The sequence below is a fragment of the Pseudomonas helleri genome (assembly GCF_001043025.1).
GTDB lineage: Bacteria > Pseudomonadota > Gammaproteobacteria > Pseudomonadales > Pseudomonadaceae > Aquipseudomonas > Aquipseudomonas helleri.
Genome location: NZ_JYLD01000026.1, coordinates 1 through 16,323 on the forward strand (window position 1 = coordinate 1; position 16,323 = coordinate 16,323).

General features: G+C 60.4%; 16 protein-coding genes. 6 read left to right on the plus strand and 10 right to left on the minus strand.

Features of this window, described 5'->3' with window-relative positions; genetic code table 11:
• Positions 1-295: 295 nt before the first annotated feature.
• From TU84_RS24880 to glyQ, 4 genes are all read right to left on the minus strand, one after another.
• Positions 296-1,066 carry a lysophospholipid acyltransferase family protein gene (locus tag TU84_RS24880; RefSeq protein WP_048373927.1) on the minus strand — a complete coding sequence of 257 codons (771 nt, stop codon included), beginning with the start codon at positions 1,064-1,066 and terminating at the stop codon, positions 296-298.
• Positions 1,067-1,143: 77 nt separating this feature from the next.
• Positions 1,144-1,677, minus strand: coding sequence for a D-glycero-beta-D-manno-heptose 1,7-bisphosphate 7-phosphatase (gene gmhB, locus TU84_RS24885; protein WP_048373929.1), 534 nt, complete (start codon positions 1,675-1,677; stop codon positions 1,144-1,146).
• A 7-nt stretch (positions 1,678-1,684) separates the two neighbouring features.
• On the minus strand, positions 1,685-3,739 hold the full coding sequence (glyS, locus tag TU84_RS24890) for a glycine--tRNA ligase subunit beta (RefSeq protein WP_048373931.1): 2,055 nt from the start codon (positions 3,737-3,739) through the stop codon (positions 1,685-1,687).
• A complete protein-coding gene (gene glyQ, locus TU84_RS24895; RefSeq protein ID WP_003437964.1) occupies positions 3,736-4,689 on the minus strand; it encodes a glycine--tRNA ligase subunit alpha in 954 nt (317 codons plus the stop codon). The genes glyS and glyQ overlap by 4 nt, the downstream gene beginning before the upstream one ends.
• An 81-nt stretch (positions 4,690-4,770) precedes the next feature.
• Between glyQ and TU84_RS24900 the strand changes: the two genes are divergently transcribed.
• Both TU84_RS24900 and TU84_RS24905 read left to right on the plus strand, forming a co-directional pair.
• Positions 4,771-5,328 (plus strand): DNA-3-methyladenine glycosylase I, encoded by a 558-nt coding sequence (locus TU84_RS24900; RefSeq protein ID WP_048373933.1) that lies wholly within the window; start codon positions 4,771-4,773, stop codon positions 5,326-5,328.
• Between the two features lie 147 nt (positions 5,329-5,475).
• Positions 5,476-6,363 carry a lysophospholipid acyltransferase gene (locus TU84_RS24905; protein WP_048373948.1) on the plus strand — a complete coding sequence of 296 codons (888 nt, stop codon included), beginning with the start codon at positions 5,476-5,478 and terminating at the stop codon, positions 6,361-6,363.
• A gap of 120 nt (positions 6,364-6,483) precedes the next feature.
• Here TU84_RS24905 and TU84_RS24910 read toward each other — a convergent pair whose 3' ends face one another.
• The 5 genes from TU84_RS24910 to def form a co-directional block, all read right to left on the minus strand.
• Entirely contained in the window at positions 6,484-6,798 is a 315-nt protein-coding gene (locus TU84_RS24910; protein WP_048373935.1) for a hypothetical protein, read from the minus strand.
• Positions 6,799-6,808: 10 nt separating this feature from the next.
• Complete coding sequence (gene trkA / locus TU84_RS24915; RefSeq protein WP_048373936.1) at positions 6,809-8,185, minus strand: Trk system potassium transporter TrkA; 1,377 nt, start codon at positions 8,183-8,185, stop codon at positions 6,809-6,811.
• Between the two features lie 23 nt (positions 8,186-8,208).
• Positions 8,209-9,519: a 16S rRNA (cytosine(967)-C(5))-methyltransferase RsmB gene (gene rsmB, locus TU84_RS24920; RefSeq protein WP_048373938.1), complete on the minus strand. Its 1,311-nt coding sequence runs from the start codon at positions 9,517-9,519 to the stop codon at positions 8,209-8,211.
• The gene (gene fmt, locus TU84_RS24925) at positions 9,516-10,466 is read right to left on the minus strand and encodes a methionyl-tRNA formyltransferase (protein ID WP_048373940.1); all 951 of its coding nucleotides are present in this window, start codon (positions 10,464-10,466) and stop codon (positions 9,516-9,518) included. The genes rsmB and fmt overlap by 4 nt, the downstream gene beginning before the upstream one ends.
• A gap of 142 nt (positions 10,467-10,608) precedes the next feature.
• Positions 10,609-11,115, minus strand: coding sequence for a peptide deformylase (gene def / locus TU84_RS24930; RefSeq protein WP_048373941.1), 507 nt, complete (start codon positions 11,113-11,115; stop codon positions 10,609-10,611).
• 382 nt (positions 11,116-11,497) lie between these two features.
• Here def and dprA point away from each other — a divergent pair, with 382 nt between their 5' ends.
• Together dprA and TU84_RS24940 are read left to right on the plus strand one after the other, a co-directional pair.
• Positions 11,498-12,595 carry a DNA-processing protein DprA gene (gene dprA, locus TU84_RS24935; protein ID WP_048373950.1) on the plus strand — a complete coding sequence of 366 codons (1,098 nt, stop codon included), beginning with the start codon at positions 11,498-11,500 and terminating at the stop codon, positions 12,593-12,595.
• A gap of 35 nt (positions 12,596-12,630) precedes the next feature.
• Positions 12,631-13,188, plus strand: coding sequence for an L-threonylcarbamoyladenylate synthase (locus TU84_RS24940; protein WP_048373942.1), 558 nt, complete (start codon positions 12,631-12,633; stop codon positions 13,186-13,188).
• A gap of 117 nt (positions 13,189-13,305) precedes the next feature.
• Here TU84_RS24940 and TU84_RS24945 read toward each other — a convergent pair whose 3' ends face one another.
• On the minus strand, positions 13,306-14,283 hold the full coding sequence (locus TU84_RS24945; RefSeq protein ID WP_048373944.1) for an NADPH:quinone reductase: 978 nt from the start codon (positions 14,281-14,283) through the stop codon (positions 13,306-13,308).
• Positions 14,284-14,431: 148 nt separating this feature from the next.
• On the opposite strand from TU84_RS24945, the gene hemF reads away from it, so the two are divergent.
• Both hemF and aroE read left to right on the plus strand, forming a co-directional pair.
• Complete coding sequence (hemF, locus tag TU84_RS24950) at positions 14,432-15,346, plus strand: oxygen-dependent coproporphyrinogen oxidase (RefSeq protein ID WP_048373945.1); 915 nt, start codon at positions 14,432-14,434, stop codon at positions 15,344-15,346.
• A 22-nt stretch (positions 15,347-15,368) separates the two neighbouring features.
• Positions 15,369-16,190: a shikimate dehydrogenase gene (gene aroE / locus TU84_RS24955; RefSeq protein ID WP_048373947.1), complete on the plus strand. Its 822-nt coding sequence runs from the start codon at positions 15,369-15,371 to the stop codon at positions 16,188-16,190.
• Positions 16,191-16,323 lie beyond the last annotated feature (133 nt).

The window sequence follows — 16,323 nt, forward strand, 5'->3', positions numbered from 1 at the left end:
GGTTGGCACGTACTGATTGGTCGTCGTATTCTTTTTCATGGACTCGCCCTCGCTGTCGTTGGCTTCTAATAGAATGCCACCGTGGCGCACAGACGCCTCGGCTTGGGCGAGTCCATGTAATTACAGAAATGAAAGCAAAAAAAACCGACCAACAGGTCGGTTTTTTATGCGTTAGAAAAACTTATGCACGTTTTCTGTTCAAAAGTAATACCGAGAAATAAGCATATAAATCATCGAGTTATGGCTGTATTTCAAAAGAAATCCAAAACTTGTGCACATGTTATCCACAATTCGCTCAGTTCACCGCTGTTTCGGTTTGCACCGCCACCGGTGGCAAGGAACCCATGGCCCGCTGAGCGTCTTCATTCCATGTTTGTACCCGCTCATTGAGCTCGGCAATCGCCCGTGGGCCGCTGCCGTTGGCGTACATCGGCTCACCAATGACCACTTCAATGGTGCCAGGGCGCTTGGCCCAACCGGTTTTAGGCCAGAATTTACCCGCGTTGTGGGCAATCGGCAGAACCGGCAACTCGGCATTCACCGCCAGCGCTGTACCGCCGCGGGAGAACTTGCCGACCTGACCGTAAGGCACACGCGTGCCCTCAGGAAAAATCAGCACCCAGATGTTGTCCTTGAGCAGCTCATCACCTTTTTTGGCGATGTCTTTGAGCGCCGCTTTCGGGTTGTCCCGGTCAATCGCAATCGGGCGCAGCATCGCCATCGCCCAGCCAAAAAACGGCACGTACAACAGTTCACGCTTGAGCACCTGGCTCAACGGCTGAAAGTAGGCCGAGAGAAAAAACGTCTCCCAGGTACTTTGGTGGTTGGCCAGAATCACGCACGGGCGCTCAGGGATGTGCTCTGCACCGGTGACCTTGACGTTGATGCCCAGAAACACCCGCGTCAGCCACAACGCGCAGCGGCACCAGTACACGTTGATAAAGCGATAACGCGCAGGAAACGACAAAAAGGGCGCGACAAAAAAACTCAGTGAGCACCACAGCAGAGAACTGGTGCCCAGCAGCAGGTAAAAGAAGAAAGTTCTGATGGCCTGCAGTATCGACATAGCGGCTTTTACCGTTGCGGATAAGGCATGACTGAACAGGCCTGTGCACAGAATGCCGGCGCGTGTTCAAACCTGCCCTATTTGTGGATAAGTTCGGCGGCAACTGCCACCAGATCGTCAAATATTAGAGTACTGTCCGGTAATTCTTTGGCCAAAGTTTGTAGGCCTTTTCCGGTTTTTACCAAAACGGGCGTTGAACCGACGGCCTCAGCAGCCTGTAAGTCACTCAAGCTGTCACCCACAAACCAGCATTCGGTCAGATCTGCACCGTAATGCTCAGCAATTGTGTGCAACATGCCCGGCTTTGGCTTGCGGCATGTGCAGCCTTCATCGGGCCCGTGAGGGCAATACACCACCAGCCCAAGCTCGCCACCCTGTTCGGCCACCAACGCGCGCAGGCGTGCGTGCATGGCGTCCAGCGTGGCGAGGTCGTAATAGCCGCGGGCAATGCCGGACTGGTTGGTTGCCACGGCAACCGTCCAGCCCGCTTTGCTCAACTGCGCAATCGCCTCAATCGCGCCGGGGAGCGGGATCCACTCCTCGACAGACTTGATGTAAGCGTCGGAGTCCTGGTTGATGACACCGTCCCGATCGAGAATCAGCAGCTTCATCAGTTCCTCAGCTCAGCAACGAAATATCAGCGACGCCCAGGAACAGGCTGCGCAGACGGGCCAGCAAGGCGTAGCGGTTAGCCCGCACGCTGGCGTCATCGGCGTTGATCATCACCGCTTCAAAGAACGCGTCCACCGGCTCGCGCAGCGAGGCCAGACGGGTCAGCGCTTCGTTGTACTGACGGGCAGCGGCCATCGGTTGTACCGCTTCGTCCGCCTTTTGAATGGCCGAGTACAGCGAGAACTCGCTGGCGTTGTCGAAGAACTTGGCTTCGACATTCGTCGAAATCTTGCCTTCCACTTTGCTCAACAGGTTCGATACACGCTTGTTCACAGCGGCCAGAGCTTCGGCTTCCGGCAACTGACGGAACGCCTGAACGGCTTGCACACGCTGATCGAAGTCCAGCGCCGAACGCGGCTGCAACGCACGCACCGACAGGTACGTCGCCACGTCCACGCCTTCGTCTTCGTAACGCGCACGCAGGCGGTCGAAGATGAACTCCAGCACCTGGTCAGCCAGACCGGCTGACTTGACCTTGGCACCGAACGCCGACACGGCGAAGTTCACCGCTTCGGTCAGGTCGAGGTCGAGCTTTTTGTCGATCAGAATCCGCAAGATCCCCAGCGCTGCGCGACGCAGTGCGTACGGGTCTTTGCTACCGGTCGGGAGCATGCCGATGCCGAAAATACCCACCAGGGTATCGAGCTTGTCAGCGATGGCCACCGCTGCACCGGTCAGGGTTTCTGGCAGTTCAGCGCCCGCACCGCGCGGCATGTACTGCTCGTTCAGCGCCAGGGCGACATCTTCTGGCTCGCCATCATTGAGGGCGTAGTAGTAACCGGCGATGCCTTGCATTTCCGGAAACTCGCCGACCATTTCGGTGGCCAGGTCGCACTTGGACAGCAAGCCTGCACGGGCTGCGCGCTGAGCGTCGCCGCCAATGCGCGGGGCGATGAACGCGGCCAGCTTAGATACGCGCTCGGCCTTGTCGTAAACGCTGCCCAGTTGCGCCTGGAACACCACGTTTTGCAGGCGCTGGTTGAAGCTTTCCAGCGGCTGCTTTTTGTCTTGCTTGAAGAAGAACTCGGCATCGGTCAGACGTGGGCGAACCACTTTCTCGTTACCCGAGATGATCTGTTTCGGATCTTTACTCTCGACGTTGGCCACGGTGATGAAACGCGGCAGCAGCTTGCCATCGACGTCCAGCAGGCAGAAATACTTCTGGTTGTCCTGCATGGTGGTGATCAGGGCTTCTTGCGGCACGTCCAGGAAGCGCTCTTCGAACGAGCACACCAGCGGCACCGGCCATTCCACCAGCGCGGTCACTTCATCAAGCAGGCTTGGCGGTACGATCGCAGTGCCTTCCTGCATCGTGGCCAGTTCGGCCACACGCTTGGAGATCAGCTCGCGACGCTCATTGAAGTCTGCCAGCACGTAGGCCTTGCGCAGGTCTTCGAGGTAGTTGGCAGGCGAGGTGATGCGCACGTTTTCCGGGTGGTGGAAACGGTGACCACGGGAATCACGGCCAGCCTTTTGCGCGAGGATGGTGCAGTCGATGACCTCATCGCCCAGCAGCATCACCAACCATTGGGTTGGACGCACGAATTCTTCTTTGCGTGCACCCCAGCGCATGCGCTTGGGGATCGGCAAATCGTTCAGCGAGTCTTCAACGATGGTCGGCAGCAGGCTGGCGGTCGGCTTGCCGATGATCACCTGGCTGAAACGCAGTTTTGGACCGCTCTGATCGATTTCGCTCAGCTCAACGCCGCATTTTTTGGCAAAACCCAGGGCTGCCTGGGTCGGGTTGCCTTCAGCGTCGAACGCGGCCTGGCGAGGCGGGCCGTCGATGTTGATGCTGCGATCAGGCTGTTGCGTGTCGAGCTGGGTCAGCAGCACGGCCAGACGGCGCGGCGCGGCATAGACTTTTTTCGCCTTGAAGTTCAGACCGGCGCTTTGCAGGCCTTTTTCGATACCGGCCAGAAACGCGTCGGCCAAGGTACTGAGGGCTTTTGGCGGCAGTTCTTCAGTGCCCAGTTCAACCAGAAAATCTTGAGCACTCATTGTGCAGCCTCCAACTTAGCCAACACTTCATCACGCAAATCGGGTGGAGCCATCGGGAAGCCCAGCTTGGCGCGCGCTTCGAGATACGCCTGAGCCACCGAACGCGCCAAGGTACGCACCCGCAGAATGTACTGCTGACGTGCGGTCACCGAAATGGCCCGGCGCGCGTCCAGCAGGTTGAAGGTGTGGGATGCCTTGAGCACCATTTCGTAGCTTGGCAGCGGCAGCGGCTGGTCGAGTTCGATCAGGCGCTTGGCTTCGCTTTCATAGAAATCGAACAGTTCAAACAGCTTGTCGACGTTGGCGTGTTCGAAGTTGTAAGTCGACTGCTCGACTTCGTTCTGATGGAACACGTCGCCGTAGGTCACTTTGCCGAACGGGCCGTCAGTCCAGACCAGGTCGTAGACAGAATCCACGCCTTGCAGGTACATCGCCAGACGCTCAAGGCCGTAGGTGATTTCGCCGGTCACCGGGTAGCACTCAATGCCGCCTACTTGCTGGAAGTAAGTGAATTGGGTGACTTCCATACCGTTGAGCCAGATTTCCCAGCCCAGACCCCAGGCGCCCAGGGTCGGCGATTCCCAGTTGTCTTCGACAAAACGGATATCGTGAACCAGCGGGTCCAGGCCGATGTGCTTCAGCGAGCCCAGGTACAGCTCCTGGAAGTTAGGCGGGTTTGGCTTCAATACCACCTGGAACTGGTAGTAGTGCTGCAGACGGTTAGGGTTTTCGCCGTAGCGGCCGTCAGTCGGGCGACGACTGGGCTGCACATAAGCGGCGTTCCAGGTTTCTGGGCCCAGAGAGCGCAAAAACGTGGCGGTATGGAAAGTGCCGGCGCCCACTTCCATATCGTAGGGCTGAAGCACCACACAACCTTGCTCGGCCCAGTATTGCTGGAGGGCGAGGATCAAGTCTTGGAAGGTACGCACTGCTGGCGTAGGCTGGCTCACAAATTCACCTGTTTCTTGGGCTGCGATTTAAAGAGCGGGAGTATACCCGATTCGGTCGCGCCTCCACCTCTTGGAGCCTCTATGCCACGTTGTTTCTGGTGCCCTGACGACCCGCTATATGCGGCCTATCACGATCAAGAGTGGGGCGTGCCGTTGCGCGATGCGCATGCGCTCTTCGAGTTGTTATTGCTCGAAGGGTTCCAGGCGGGTTTATCGTGGATCACGGTTTTGCGCAAACGCGAGCATTATCGCAAGGTCATGTTTGGCTTTGATGTGCAGCGCCTGGCGGTCATGACAGACGCCGAGATAGAGGCCTTGCTGCTCGATCCGGGCATTGTGCGCAACCGCTTGAAAGTCACCGGCGCCCGGCGCAACGCCCAGGCCTGGCTGGCGCTCAAAGACCCGGTTGAGTTTTTGTGGTCGTTCGTTGGCGGCCAGCCCAAGATCAACCACTTCACCGAACGGCATGAGTTCCCGGCCGTTACTCCTGAGGCCGAAGCCATGAGCAAAGGTTTGAAAAAAGCCGGTTTTACCTTCGTCGGCCCGACCATTTGTTACGCCTTCATGCAGGCCAGCGGCATGGTCATGGACCACGCCACCACCTGCGACCGCTACGCTGAGCTGTCCAACGCCGGTTAGAATGCCTTTTTATACACCGGCCCTGTGGGAGCGGGCTTGCTCGCGATGGCCTCTACGCGGTGATCCAGATGCACCTCGTTGCCTGAATCGCGAGCAAGCCCGCTCCCACAAGGGTTGTCGATGCACTATGAAGACGGGAAAGACCCTGTGGAAAAGTTTAAAGGCGCCTTGCTGGTCGGGGCTTTACGGTTGTTTGCCATGCTCCCTTGGGGCGCGGTGCAACACGTGGGCTCGGCCATCGGCTGGCTGATGTGGAAACTGCCCAATCGCTCGCGCGACGTGGTGCGGATCAACTTGGCCAAGTGCTTCCCCCAAATGGACCCGGTTGCCCGTGAACAATTGGTCGGCCAAAGCCTCAAAGACATCGGCAAAAGCCTGACCGAGAGCGCCTGCGCGTGGATCTGGCCCGCCCAGCGCTCCATTGACCTGGTGCGCGAAGTCGAAGGCCTGGACGTGCTCAAAGACGCCCTCGCTTCCGGCAAAGGCGTGGTCGGCATCACCAGCCACCTGGGTAACTGGGAAGTGCTTAACCACTTCTATTGCAGCCAGTGCAAACCGATCATTTTTTATCGCCCGCCCAAGCTCAAGGCCGTAGACGAACTGCTGCGCAAACAGCGCGTACAGTTGGGCAACCGCGTGGCCGCGTCGACCAAAGAAGGCATTTTGAGTGTCATCAAAGAGGTGCGCAAAGGCGGCCAGGTCGGCATCCCGGCAGACCCGGAGCCGGCAGAATCAGCGGGTATTTTTGTACCGTTCCTCGGCACCACGGCCCTGACCAGCAAATTTGTGCCCAACATGCTGGCGGGTGGCAAAGCGGTGGGTGTGTTCCTGCACGCGGTGCGTTTGCCGGACGGTTCGGGGTTCAAAGTGATATTGGAAGCGGCGCCCGAAGCCATGTACAGCACCGACACCGAAACCGCCTGCGCGGCCATGAGCCAAGTGGTGGAGAAATACGTGCGGGCTTACCCGAGCCAATACATGTGGAGCATGAAACGCTTCAAAAAACGCCCGCCGGGCGAGGCGCGCTGGTACTGAGCTAGCTGAATGCACAACCTGTGGGAGCGGGCTTGCTCGCGATACAAACGACGCGGTTTAACCTTGAAACTGCGTAGATGCCATCGCGAGCAAGCCCGCTCCCACAGGAAATCTGAGGCGTTAAGCCTGCTGCTTCTCCAGCTTCTTCAAAAACACGGTCATTTCTTTCTCGGCCTGTTTGTCGCCATGGCCTTGTGCCGCGATGATCCCCTGCTCCCACGCTTCACGCGCCGCTGCACGGTCGCCTGCCGCCAATCGGGCCTTGCCCAGCAGCTTCCAGGCCGCTGAGTACTTGGGGTCAAATTCAACACAGCGCTGCAAATGTTCCGCCGCCTTGAGGTTATCCCCAAGGTCGAGATAACCCTTGCCCAGCCCGAAGCGCAGCAGCGAGTTATCCACACCCTTGGCCAACATCTTTTCCAATGACTCCAGCATCCCTGACTCCTTAGAAAAAACTCAAACCCACGTGGAACAGCTTCTCTACGTCGCGAATATGCTTTTTATCCACAAGGAACAAAATCACATGGTCACCGGCATTGATCACTGTGGCGTCGTGGGCAATCAGCACTTCGTCGTCGCGAATGATCGCGCCAATGGTGGTGCCCGGCGGCAGGTTGATTTCACCAATGCGCTTGCCAATCACCTTGCTCGACTTCGAATCACCGTGGGCAATCGCTTCGATGGCCTCCGCCGCACCCCGGCGCAGCGAGTGCACGCTGACAATGTCGCCCCGGCGCACGTGGGCCAGCAAGGTGCCGATGGTGGCCAACTGCGGGCTGATGGCGATGTCGATTTCGCCGCCCTGGATCAAGTCCACATAGGCCGGGTTGTTGATAATGCTCATGACCTTTTTTGCGCCCAGGCGTTTGGCCAGCAACGAGGACATGATGTTGGCCTCATCGTCGTTGGTCAGGGCCAGAAACAGGTCGGCATCAGCGATGTTCTCTTCGAGCATCAAGTCGCGGTCTGACGCGCTGCCCTGCAGCACCACGGTGCTGTCCAGGGTGTCAGACAAATAGCGGCAGCGGGCCGGGCTCATCTCGATGATCTTGACCTGATAACGGCTTTCGATGGCCTCGGCCAGGCGCTCGCCAATCTGCCCGCCCCCGGCGATCACAATGCGTTTATAGCTTTCGTCGAGACGGCGCATTTCGCTCATCACGGCGCGAATGTTGGCCTTGGCGGCGATGAAAAACACCTCATCGTCGGCCTCAATCACCGTGTCGCCACGGGGCGTAATCGGCCGGTCACGTCGGAAAATCGCTGCGACCCGGGTGTCCACATTCGGCATGTGCTCACGCAACTGGCGCAATTGCTGGCCAATCAACGGGCCGCCGTAGTACGCCTTGACCGCCACTAACTGCGCCTTGCCGCCGGCAAAGTCGATCACCTGCAAGGCGCCGGGGTGTTCAACCAGGCGCTTGATGTAGTTGGTCACGACCTGCTCGGGGCTGATCAAGACGTCGACCGGAATCGCGTCGTTATCAAACAGCTCTTCGCCACGGGTCAGGTAGGCCGATTCGCGTACCCGGGCGATTTTGGTCGGGGTGTGAAACAGCGTGTAGGCCACTTGGCACGCGACCATGTTGGTCTCGTCGCTGTTGGTCACCGCCACCAGCATGTCGGCATCGTCAGCGCCCGCCTGGCGCAGCACATTGGGCAGCGAAGCACGGCCCTGCACGGTACGTATATCCAGACGATCACCCAAATCGCGGAGGCGATCGCCATCGGTGTCGACCACGGTGATGTCATTGGCTTCACTGGCCAAATGCTCGGCCAGCGTACCGCCGACCTGCCCTGCGCCGAGGATGATGATTTTCATGCCGTGATTCCCTGTTCCCGTCGTTAGCCGCGTGCGGCAGCGATCTTGATCAGTTTGGCGTAATAGAAACCGTCATGCCCACCCTCTTGCGCCAGCAATTGGCGCCCGTGAGGTTGCTTGATGCCGAACTGCCCGGCGATGTCCAGCTCGCGCGCACCGGGAGTGCGGGCCAAAAAGGCTTCAATCACTTCGGTGTTTTCGGTCGGTAAGGTCGAACAGGTGGCGTACAGCAGGATGCCGCCGACTTCCAGGGTCTGCCACATGGCGTCCAGCAACTCGCCTTGCAGGCTGGCGAGGGCGGCGATGTCGTCCGGCTGGCGGGTCAGTTTGATGTCCGGGTGACGGCGGATCACGCCCGTCGCAGAACATGGGGCATCGAGCAGGATGCGCTGGAACGGCTTGCCGTCCCACCAGGTCGCAGTGTCGCGGCCATCGGCAGCAATCAGCTCGGCGCTCAGGCCCAGACGCTCAAGGTTTTCACGCACGCGCACCAGACGCTTGGCTTCCAGGTCGACCGCCACCACGCCCGCAAGCTGGGGCTCGGCTTCCAAAATGTGGCACGTCTTGCCGCCCGGCGCGCAGCAGGCGTCGAGCACGCGCTGGCCGGGGGCCAGGTCGAGCAGGTCGGCGGCCAACTGTGCGGCTTCGTCCTGCACGCTGATCCAGCCTTCGGCAAAGCCCGGCAGATTGCGCACATCGCAGGCTTCGGCCAGCACAATGCCGTCTCGGCTGTACACACACGGTTGGGCCTGCACGTCGCTTTCAGCCAGCAATTGCAGGTACTGATCACGGGTTTTATGGCGGCGATTGACCCGCAGAATCATCGGCGGATGCGCGTTGTTGGCAGCGCAGATGGCTTCCCACTGCTCAGGCCAGAACGCTTTCAGCGATTTTTGCAGCCAGCGCGGGTGGGCAGTGCGCACTACCGGGTCGTGTTCCAGCTCGGCCAGCAAGGCTTCGCTGTCGCGCTGAGCGTTGCGCAACACGGCGTTGAGCAGGCCTTTGGCCCACGGTTTTTTCAACTTGTCGGCGCAACCCACGGTTTCGCCAATGGCCGCATGGGCCGGCACCCGCGTGTACAGCAGTTGGTACAAGCCCACCAGCAACAGCGCTTCAACGTCGGCATCGGCGGCTTTAAAGGGTTTTTGCAGCAGCTTGTTGGCCAATGCCGACAAGCGCGGATACCAGCGTGCGGTGCCGAACGCGAGGTCCTGGGTCAGGCCGCGGTCGCGGGCTTCAACCTTGTCCAGTTGCAACGGCAACGAACTGTTGAGCGATGCCTTGCCGTTGAGTACGGCGGTCAGTGCCTTGGCGGCGGCCAGACGCGGGTTCATTGGGCGGCGCCCAGAACAGTACCCACGGCAAACTTCTCACGGCGGCTGTTGAACAAATCGCTGAAGTTCAGCGCTTTACCGCCGGGCAATTGCAGACGGGTCAGGCACAGCGCGCCTTCACCGCAGCCCACGATCAGGCCGTCTTTGCTGGCCGCGAGGATCTGCCCCGGTTCGCCCTTGGCGTCTGCCAAGGTGGCGGCCAGCACTTTCAGGGCTTCGCCGTTGAGCGTGCTGTGGCAAATCGGCCACGGGTTGAAGGCACGAATCAGCCGCTCCAGCTCCACCGCCGGGCGGTTCCAGTCGATGCGTGCTTCGTCTTTATTGAGCTTGTGGGCGTAAGTCGCCAGGCTGTCGTCCTGCACTTCGCCTTGCAAGGTGCCGTCAGCCAGGCCGGCAATGGCTTCGATCACGGCCGGTGGGCCCAGTTCGGCCAAACGGTCGTGCAGGGTGCCGCCGGTGTCTTCGCTGCTAATGGGAGTGATGGACTTGAGCAGCATCGGGCCGGTGTCCAGACCCGCCTCCATGCGCATCACCGTCACCCCGCTTTGTGCATCGCCAGCCTCGACCGCGCGCTGAATCGGCGCGGCGCCGCGCCAGCGTGGCAGCAACGAGGCGTGGCTGTTAATGCAGCCCAAACGCGGAATATCCAGCACCACTTGCGGCAGGATCAGGCCGTACGCCACCACCACCATCAAGTCGGGCTTGAGTGCGGCGAGTTCGGCTTGAGCCTCGGGGGCACGCAAGGTCGGCGGCTGCATGACCGCAATGTTGTGTTCCAGCGCCAGTTGCTTGACCGGGCTTGGCATCAGCTTTTGCCCGCGCCCGGCCGGACGATCCGGTTGGGTGTACACCGCAACGATCTCGTACGGGCTGTCGAGCAGCGCCTTGAGGTGTTCAGCGGCAAATTCGGGGGTGCCAGCAAAGACGATGCGCAATGGCTCAGTCATGGAGTACTCACTTGGAATGGGGGAAGGCGGGAATAACCCTGTAGGAGCGAGCTTGCCTCGCGATCTTTTGATCGTTGAAAAGATCGCGAGGCAAGCTCGCTCCTACAGTGAGTCCGAGACAAGCGTAGGGTTATACCGAGGATCAAGCGTTCTGGCGGTGCAGTTTTTCCAGCTTTTTCTTGATCCGGTCACGCTTGAGCGTAGACAAGTAATCCACGAACAGCTTGCCGTTCAGGTGGTCGCATTCGTGCTGGATGCACACGGCCAGCAGGCCATCGGCGGTCATTTCAAAAGGCTTGCCGTCACGGTCCAGCGCTTTGATTTTGACCAACTGCGGGCGATCTACGTTTTCGTAGTAACCCGGCACCGACAGGCAGCCTTCCTGGTACTGGCCCATCTCGTCGGTCAGGGTTTCGAACTCAGGGTTGATAAACACCATCGGCGCGCTGCGGTCTTCGCTCAGGTCCATGACCACGATGCGCTTGTGCACGTTGACCTGAGTAGCTGCCAGACCAATGCCAGGCGCTTCGTACATGGTTTCAAACATGTCATCGATCAACTGACGAACTTCGTCGTCCACAACCGTCACCGGCTTGGCGATGGTACGCAGACGCGAGTCTGGGAATTCGAGGATGTTTAAAATAGCCATAAGTTTGATTGGGGCACTGTGTGAAAGATTCAAAAACGGTTGTCAGGGGGTCTTGAAGACTCGGCAACCTGTGCAAAACGTCTCCTTCAGAGAGAGCCCGCTCGGGCTCTGGCGTTTCACGCGAGCGCACATAATAAAGGGATTCAACCCCGGATGAAACGACTAGCTGCCCGGCTGCAGGTGGCGCGCGCGTCGCAGTTTGAAACCAATGGGCGCGGTCTGTGCGCAGCGTTCTACTAAGGTTGGGTTTGCCGGCGTTTTTTCAAGGCCGTACTGAGCGTTTACGTCGGCGCTTACTGACACGTGCCCAACAACTTGTTAACAGAGTTATCCACAGGTTGTGCCTGGCGTAACGCTGATGAAACAGATCAAGGATGATCCCATGTCGCAGTCTGATATTTCCCCTGCAGAGCTGGAAGCCCGCTTGCGTTTGCACCGCTTGCCCGAGGTCGGCCCACAGCGCTACCACTCCTTGTTTCGGGCCTTTGGCTCGGCCAGTTCGGCGCTCAGCGCCCCGGCCAGTGCCTGGCGGGCCTTGGGCTTGCCACCCGCCAGTAGCGAGGCCCGGCGCAACCCCGAAGTACGTGACGGTGCCAGCGCTGCAATGCGCTGGCTTGAGGGCTGCAAGCAGCATGTGTTGCTCCACGATCAGCCCGATTACCCGGCCTTGTTGGCTGAAATCAAAGACCCGCCGCCCGTGTTATTCGTGGCGGGCGACCCCGGCATCCTGGAAAAACCGCAACTGGCGATGGTCGGCAGTCGGCGTGCCTCACGGCCGGGGCTGGACACCGCTGCGGCGTTTTCGAAGTGTCTGGCGGGGGCCGGTTTTGTCATCACCAGCGGGCTGGCGCTGGGCATTGACGGGGCCGCGCACCAGGGCGCACTGGACATTGGCGGGCAGACGATCGGGGTGCTCGGCACCGGCCTGCAAAAACTTTATCCACAGCGCCATCGCGCACTGGCAGACGCGATGATTGCCAACGGCAGCGCCGTGGTGTCGGAGTTCCCGCTGGACGCCGGGCCGCTGTCGGGCAACTTCCCGCGGCGCAACCGAATCATCAGCGGTTTGTCGTTGGGCGTGCTGGTGGTCGAAGCCAGCGTGGCCAGCGGTTCGTTGATCACCGCCCGTCTGGCGGCGGAACAAGGGCGTGAGGTCTACGCCCTGCCGGGTTCTATCCACCACCCCGGCGCGCGCGGTTGCCATCAACTGATTCGTGACGGCGCCACCCTGGTGGAAACCGTCGAGCACATTCTCGAAGGCCTGCGCGGCTGGCGCTCGATGCCGTTATCCACAGCAGACCTGTTCACTCACAGCTGTCATCCATTAGTGCAATTGTTGCAGGCAGCGCCCCACACCAGCGAAGCCCTGGCCTGCGCCAGCGGTTGGGACCTGCCCCGGCTGCTGGCGGCGTTGACCGAACTTGAACTCGACGGGCATGTGGTGCTTGAGGGCGGGCGTTGGTTTGCTCGCGCCAGCTAAGTACACTGCGCCCAGTACCTATTTGGAGACACTCAATGATCAGCACCTGGCGCGTCCAACAAGCCGCACGCGCGATTCATGCGGGCGCCGTGATCGCCTACCCCACCGAAGCCGTCTGGGGCCTGGGTTGCGACCCGTGGGATGAAGAAGCGGTCGAGCGTTTGCTGGCGATCAAATCGCGACCTGTGGATAAAGGCCTGATTCTGGTTGCCGACAACATTCACCAGTTCGACTTCCTGTTCGAAGACTTCCCTCAGGAGTGGATCGACCGCATGGCCAGTACTTGGCCTGGGCCGAACACCTGGCTGGTGCCGCATCAAGGCCTGCTGCCCGAGTGGATCACCGGTCAGCACGACACCGTGGCGTTGCGCGTGAGTGACCATCCGCTGGTGCGTGAGTTGTGTGCGTTGGTGGGGCCTATCGTTTCCACGTCTGCTAACCCGGCGGGCTTGCCGGCGGCGCGTACGCGGTTAAAAGTTGAGCAGTACTTTCGTGGCCAGATCGATCACGTCTTGGGCGGCAATTTGGGCGGGCGTAAAAACCCCAGCCTGATCCGCGACCTGGCGACCGGCAAGGTCGTGCGCCCCGCCTAACCCCGCAAACTGTAGTCGCTGCCGCAGGCTGCGATGGGCCGCGTAGCGGCCCTGCTTGTAAAAGCGAAGGTCCTTCGGCCCTTATCGCAGCCTGCGGCAGCGACCACAGGTTTGGTGTTACGGCAACAAAATCGTCGAGCCAGTGGTGCGGCGCGAGGCCAACTCGATGTGTGCCTTGGCCGTGTCTTTCAACGCATAGCGCTGGCTGATCTCAACCTTGATCTTGCCGGTGCGGATCATCTCAAACAGCTCGTCGGCCATTTTTTGCAGGTTCTCGGGCGTGTTGGCGTAGCCCGCCAAGGTTGGCCGGGTGACGTACAGCGAACCCTTCTGCGACAAAATCCCCAGGTTCACGCCAGTTACCGCGCCTGACGCGTTACCGAAGCTGACCATCAGCCCGCGCAGTGCCAGGCTGTCCAGCGAGGTGAGCCACGTGTCTTTGCCGACGCCGTCGTACACCACCGGGACTTTCTTGCCACCGGTCAGTTCCAGCACGCGCTGGGCCACGTCTTCATGGCTGTAGTCGATGGTTTCCCAGGCGCCCAGTGCTTTGGCGTGCGCCGCTTTTTCAGCCGAACTGACCGTACCGATCAACTTCGCGCCCAGCGCCTTGGCCCATTGGCACGCAATCGAGCCAACGCCACCGGCAGCGGCGTGGAACAAAATGGTATCGCCCGCTTTAACCTCGTAGGTTTGGCGCAGCAAATACTGCACGGTCAGGCCCTTGAGCATCACTGCGGCCGCTTGCTCAAAGCTGATGTCGTCCGGCAGCTTCACCACATTCGCCGCCGGCAATACGTGGAACTCGCTGTTCGCGCCCAGCGGGCCAGTGCCGTAAGCCACGCGGTCGCCTACTTTGACGGTGTGCACGTCACTGCCCACGGCATCCACGATGCCCGCGCCTTCATTGCCCAGGCCCGATGGCAGCTCGGGCAGCGGGTACAGGCCGCTGCGGAAATAGGTGTCGATGAAATTCAGGCCGATGGCCTGGTTACGCACGCGAACCTGTTGCGGGCCCGGCTCGGCAGGTTGGTAATCGACATACTCAAGCACTTCGGGCCCGCCGAGGGTCCGAAACTGGATACGTTTAGCCATTTGCACTGTCCTTGCTGAATTGACGAGGCCCCTATCCAACGCTTTAGCGTGATCTTCGTCAACTGCGACGATGCCGGGTGCGGTGTTATGCTAGCCGCCCTTCGCTGGCGGCCCCGCTCTGTCGCTTTGCCCGATTTAAGGTGATGTCATGACTACTCGCACCGAGGCCGTTAAAGCCTACTTGCTCGACCTGCAAGACCGTATCTGCGCTGCGCTGGAAACCGAAGATGGCGGCGCGCGCTTCATTGAAGACGCCTGGGAGCGCCCGGCAGGCGGTGGCGGGCGTACCCGCGTGATCGAAAACGGCCAGGTCATCGAAAAAGGCGGTGTGAACTTTTCCCACGTGTTTGGCAGTGGCTTGCCGCCGTCCGCCAGCGCCCATCGCCCTGAACTGGCGGGTCGTGGCTTTGAAGCCCTGGGCGTGTCGCTGGTGATCCACCCGCACAATCCGCATGTGCCGACGTCCCACGCCAACGTGCGGTTTTTCATTGCCGAAAAAGAAGGCGAAGAGCCGGTCTGGTGGTTTGGTGGCGGCTTCGACCTCACGCCCTACTACGGCGTTGAAGAAGACTGCGTGCACTGGCACCGCGTGGCCGAGCAAGCCTGCGCACCGTTCGGCGCCGACGTGTACCCGCGCTACAAAGCCTGGTGCGACCGCTACTTCCACATCAAGCACCGCAACGAGCCGCGTGGCATTGGCGGCCTGTTTTTCGATGACCTGAACGAATGGGATTTCGACACCAGCTTTGCCTTCGTTCGCGCCATCGGCGACGCCTTTATCGATGCCTACCTGCCGATTGTGCAGCGCCGCAAGGCGGACGCCTACACGGCCCAGCAGCGTGAATTCCAGGAATATCGCCGGGGCCGCTACGTTGAATTCAACCTGGTGCACGACCGTGGCACCCTGTTCGGCCTGCAATCGGGCGGGCGTACCGAATCGATCCTGATGTCGCTGCCGCCCCACGTACGCTGGGGTTATGACTGGAAAGTGGCGCCCGGTACAGAAGAGGCGCGGCTGACTGAGTACTTTCTGCAAGACCGCGACTGGTTAGCCAACGCCTGACATTGCCCGAGGAGCTTGCCTGATGGACCGTTACGTCGTTTTTGGTAATCCGATCGCCCACAGCAAATCGCCGGTGCTGCACCGCCTGTTTGCCGAGCAAACCGGGCAATCGATGCAGTACGACACGTTGCTCGCGCCGCTGGATGATTTTGGCGGCAGCGCGTTGGCGTTTTTCCAGCAAGGTCGCGGGGCCAACGTGACCGTGCCGTTCAAGGAAGACGCCTATCGCCTGGCCAACAGCCTGACCGCCCGTGCGCAACGGGCGGGCGCGGTGAACACCCTAAGCAAACTGGCCGACGGCACGCTGCTGGGTGACAACACCGATGGCGCAGGGCTGGTGCGCGACCTGACGGTTAACGCGGGTTTCAGCCTCAAGGGCAAACGCATCCTCATCCTTGGCGCGGGTGGCGCGGTACGTGGCGCGTTGGAACCGATTCTGGCCGAAGGCCCGGCCTCGGTGACCATCGCCAATCGCACGGTCGAAAAGGCCGAAGTGCTGGTGGAGCTGTTCAGCGACTTGGGGCCGGTGGCGGCCAGTGGTTTTGACTGGTTAAAAGAGCCGGTTGACCTGATCATCAACGCGACGTCGGCCAGCCTGGCCGGTGAAGTGCCGCCGATTGCCAGCAGCCTGATCGAGCCGGGTCAAACCTTGTGCTACGACATGATGTACGGCAAAGCGCCGACGCCGTTTTGCCTCTGGGCCAGCGAGCATGGCGCGGGCCACGTCATGGACGGCCTGGGCATGCTGGCCGAACAGGCCGCAGAAGCCTTCTACCTGTGGCGCGGCGTGCGCCCGGACACCGCCCCGGCGCTGGCCGAACTGCGCCGCCTGCTGGCGCAATAAACCCCTTGTAATTACATGGACTCGCCCAAGCCGAGGCGTCTGTGCGCCACGGTGGCATTCTATTAGAAGCCAACGACAGCGAGGGCGAGTCCATGAAAAAGAATACGACGACCAATCAGTACGTGCCAACCGA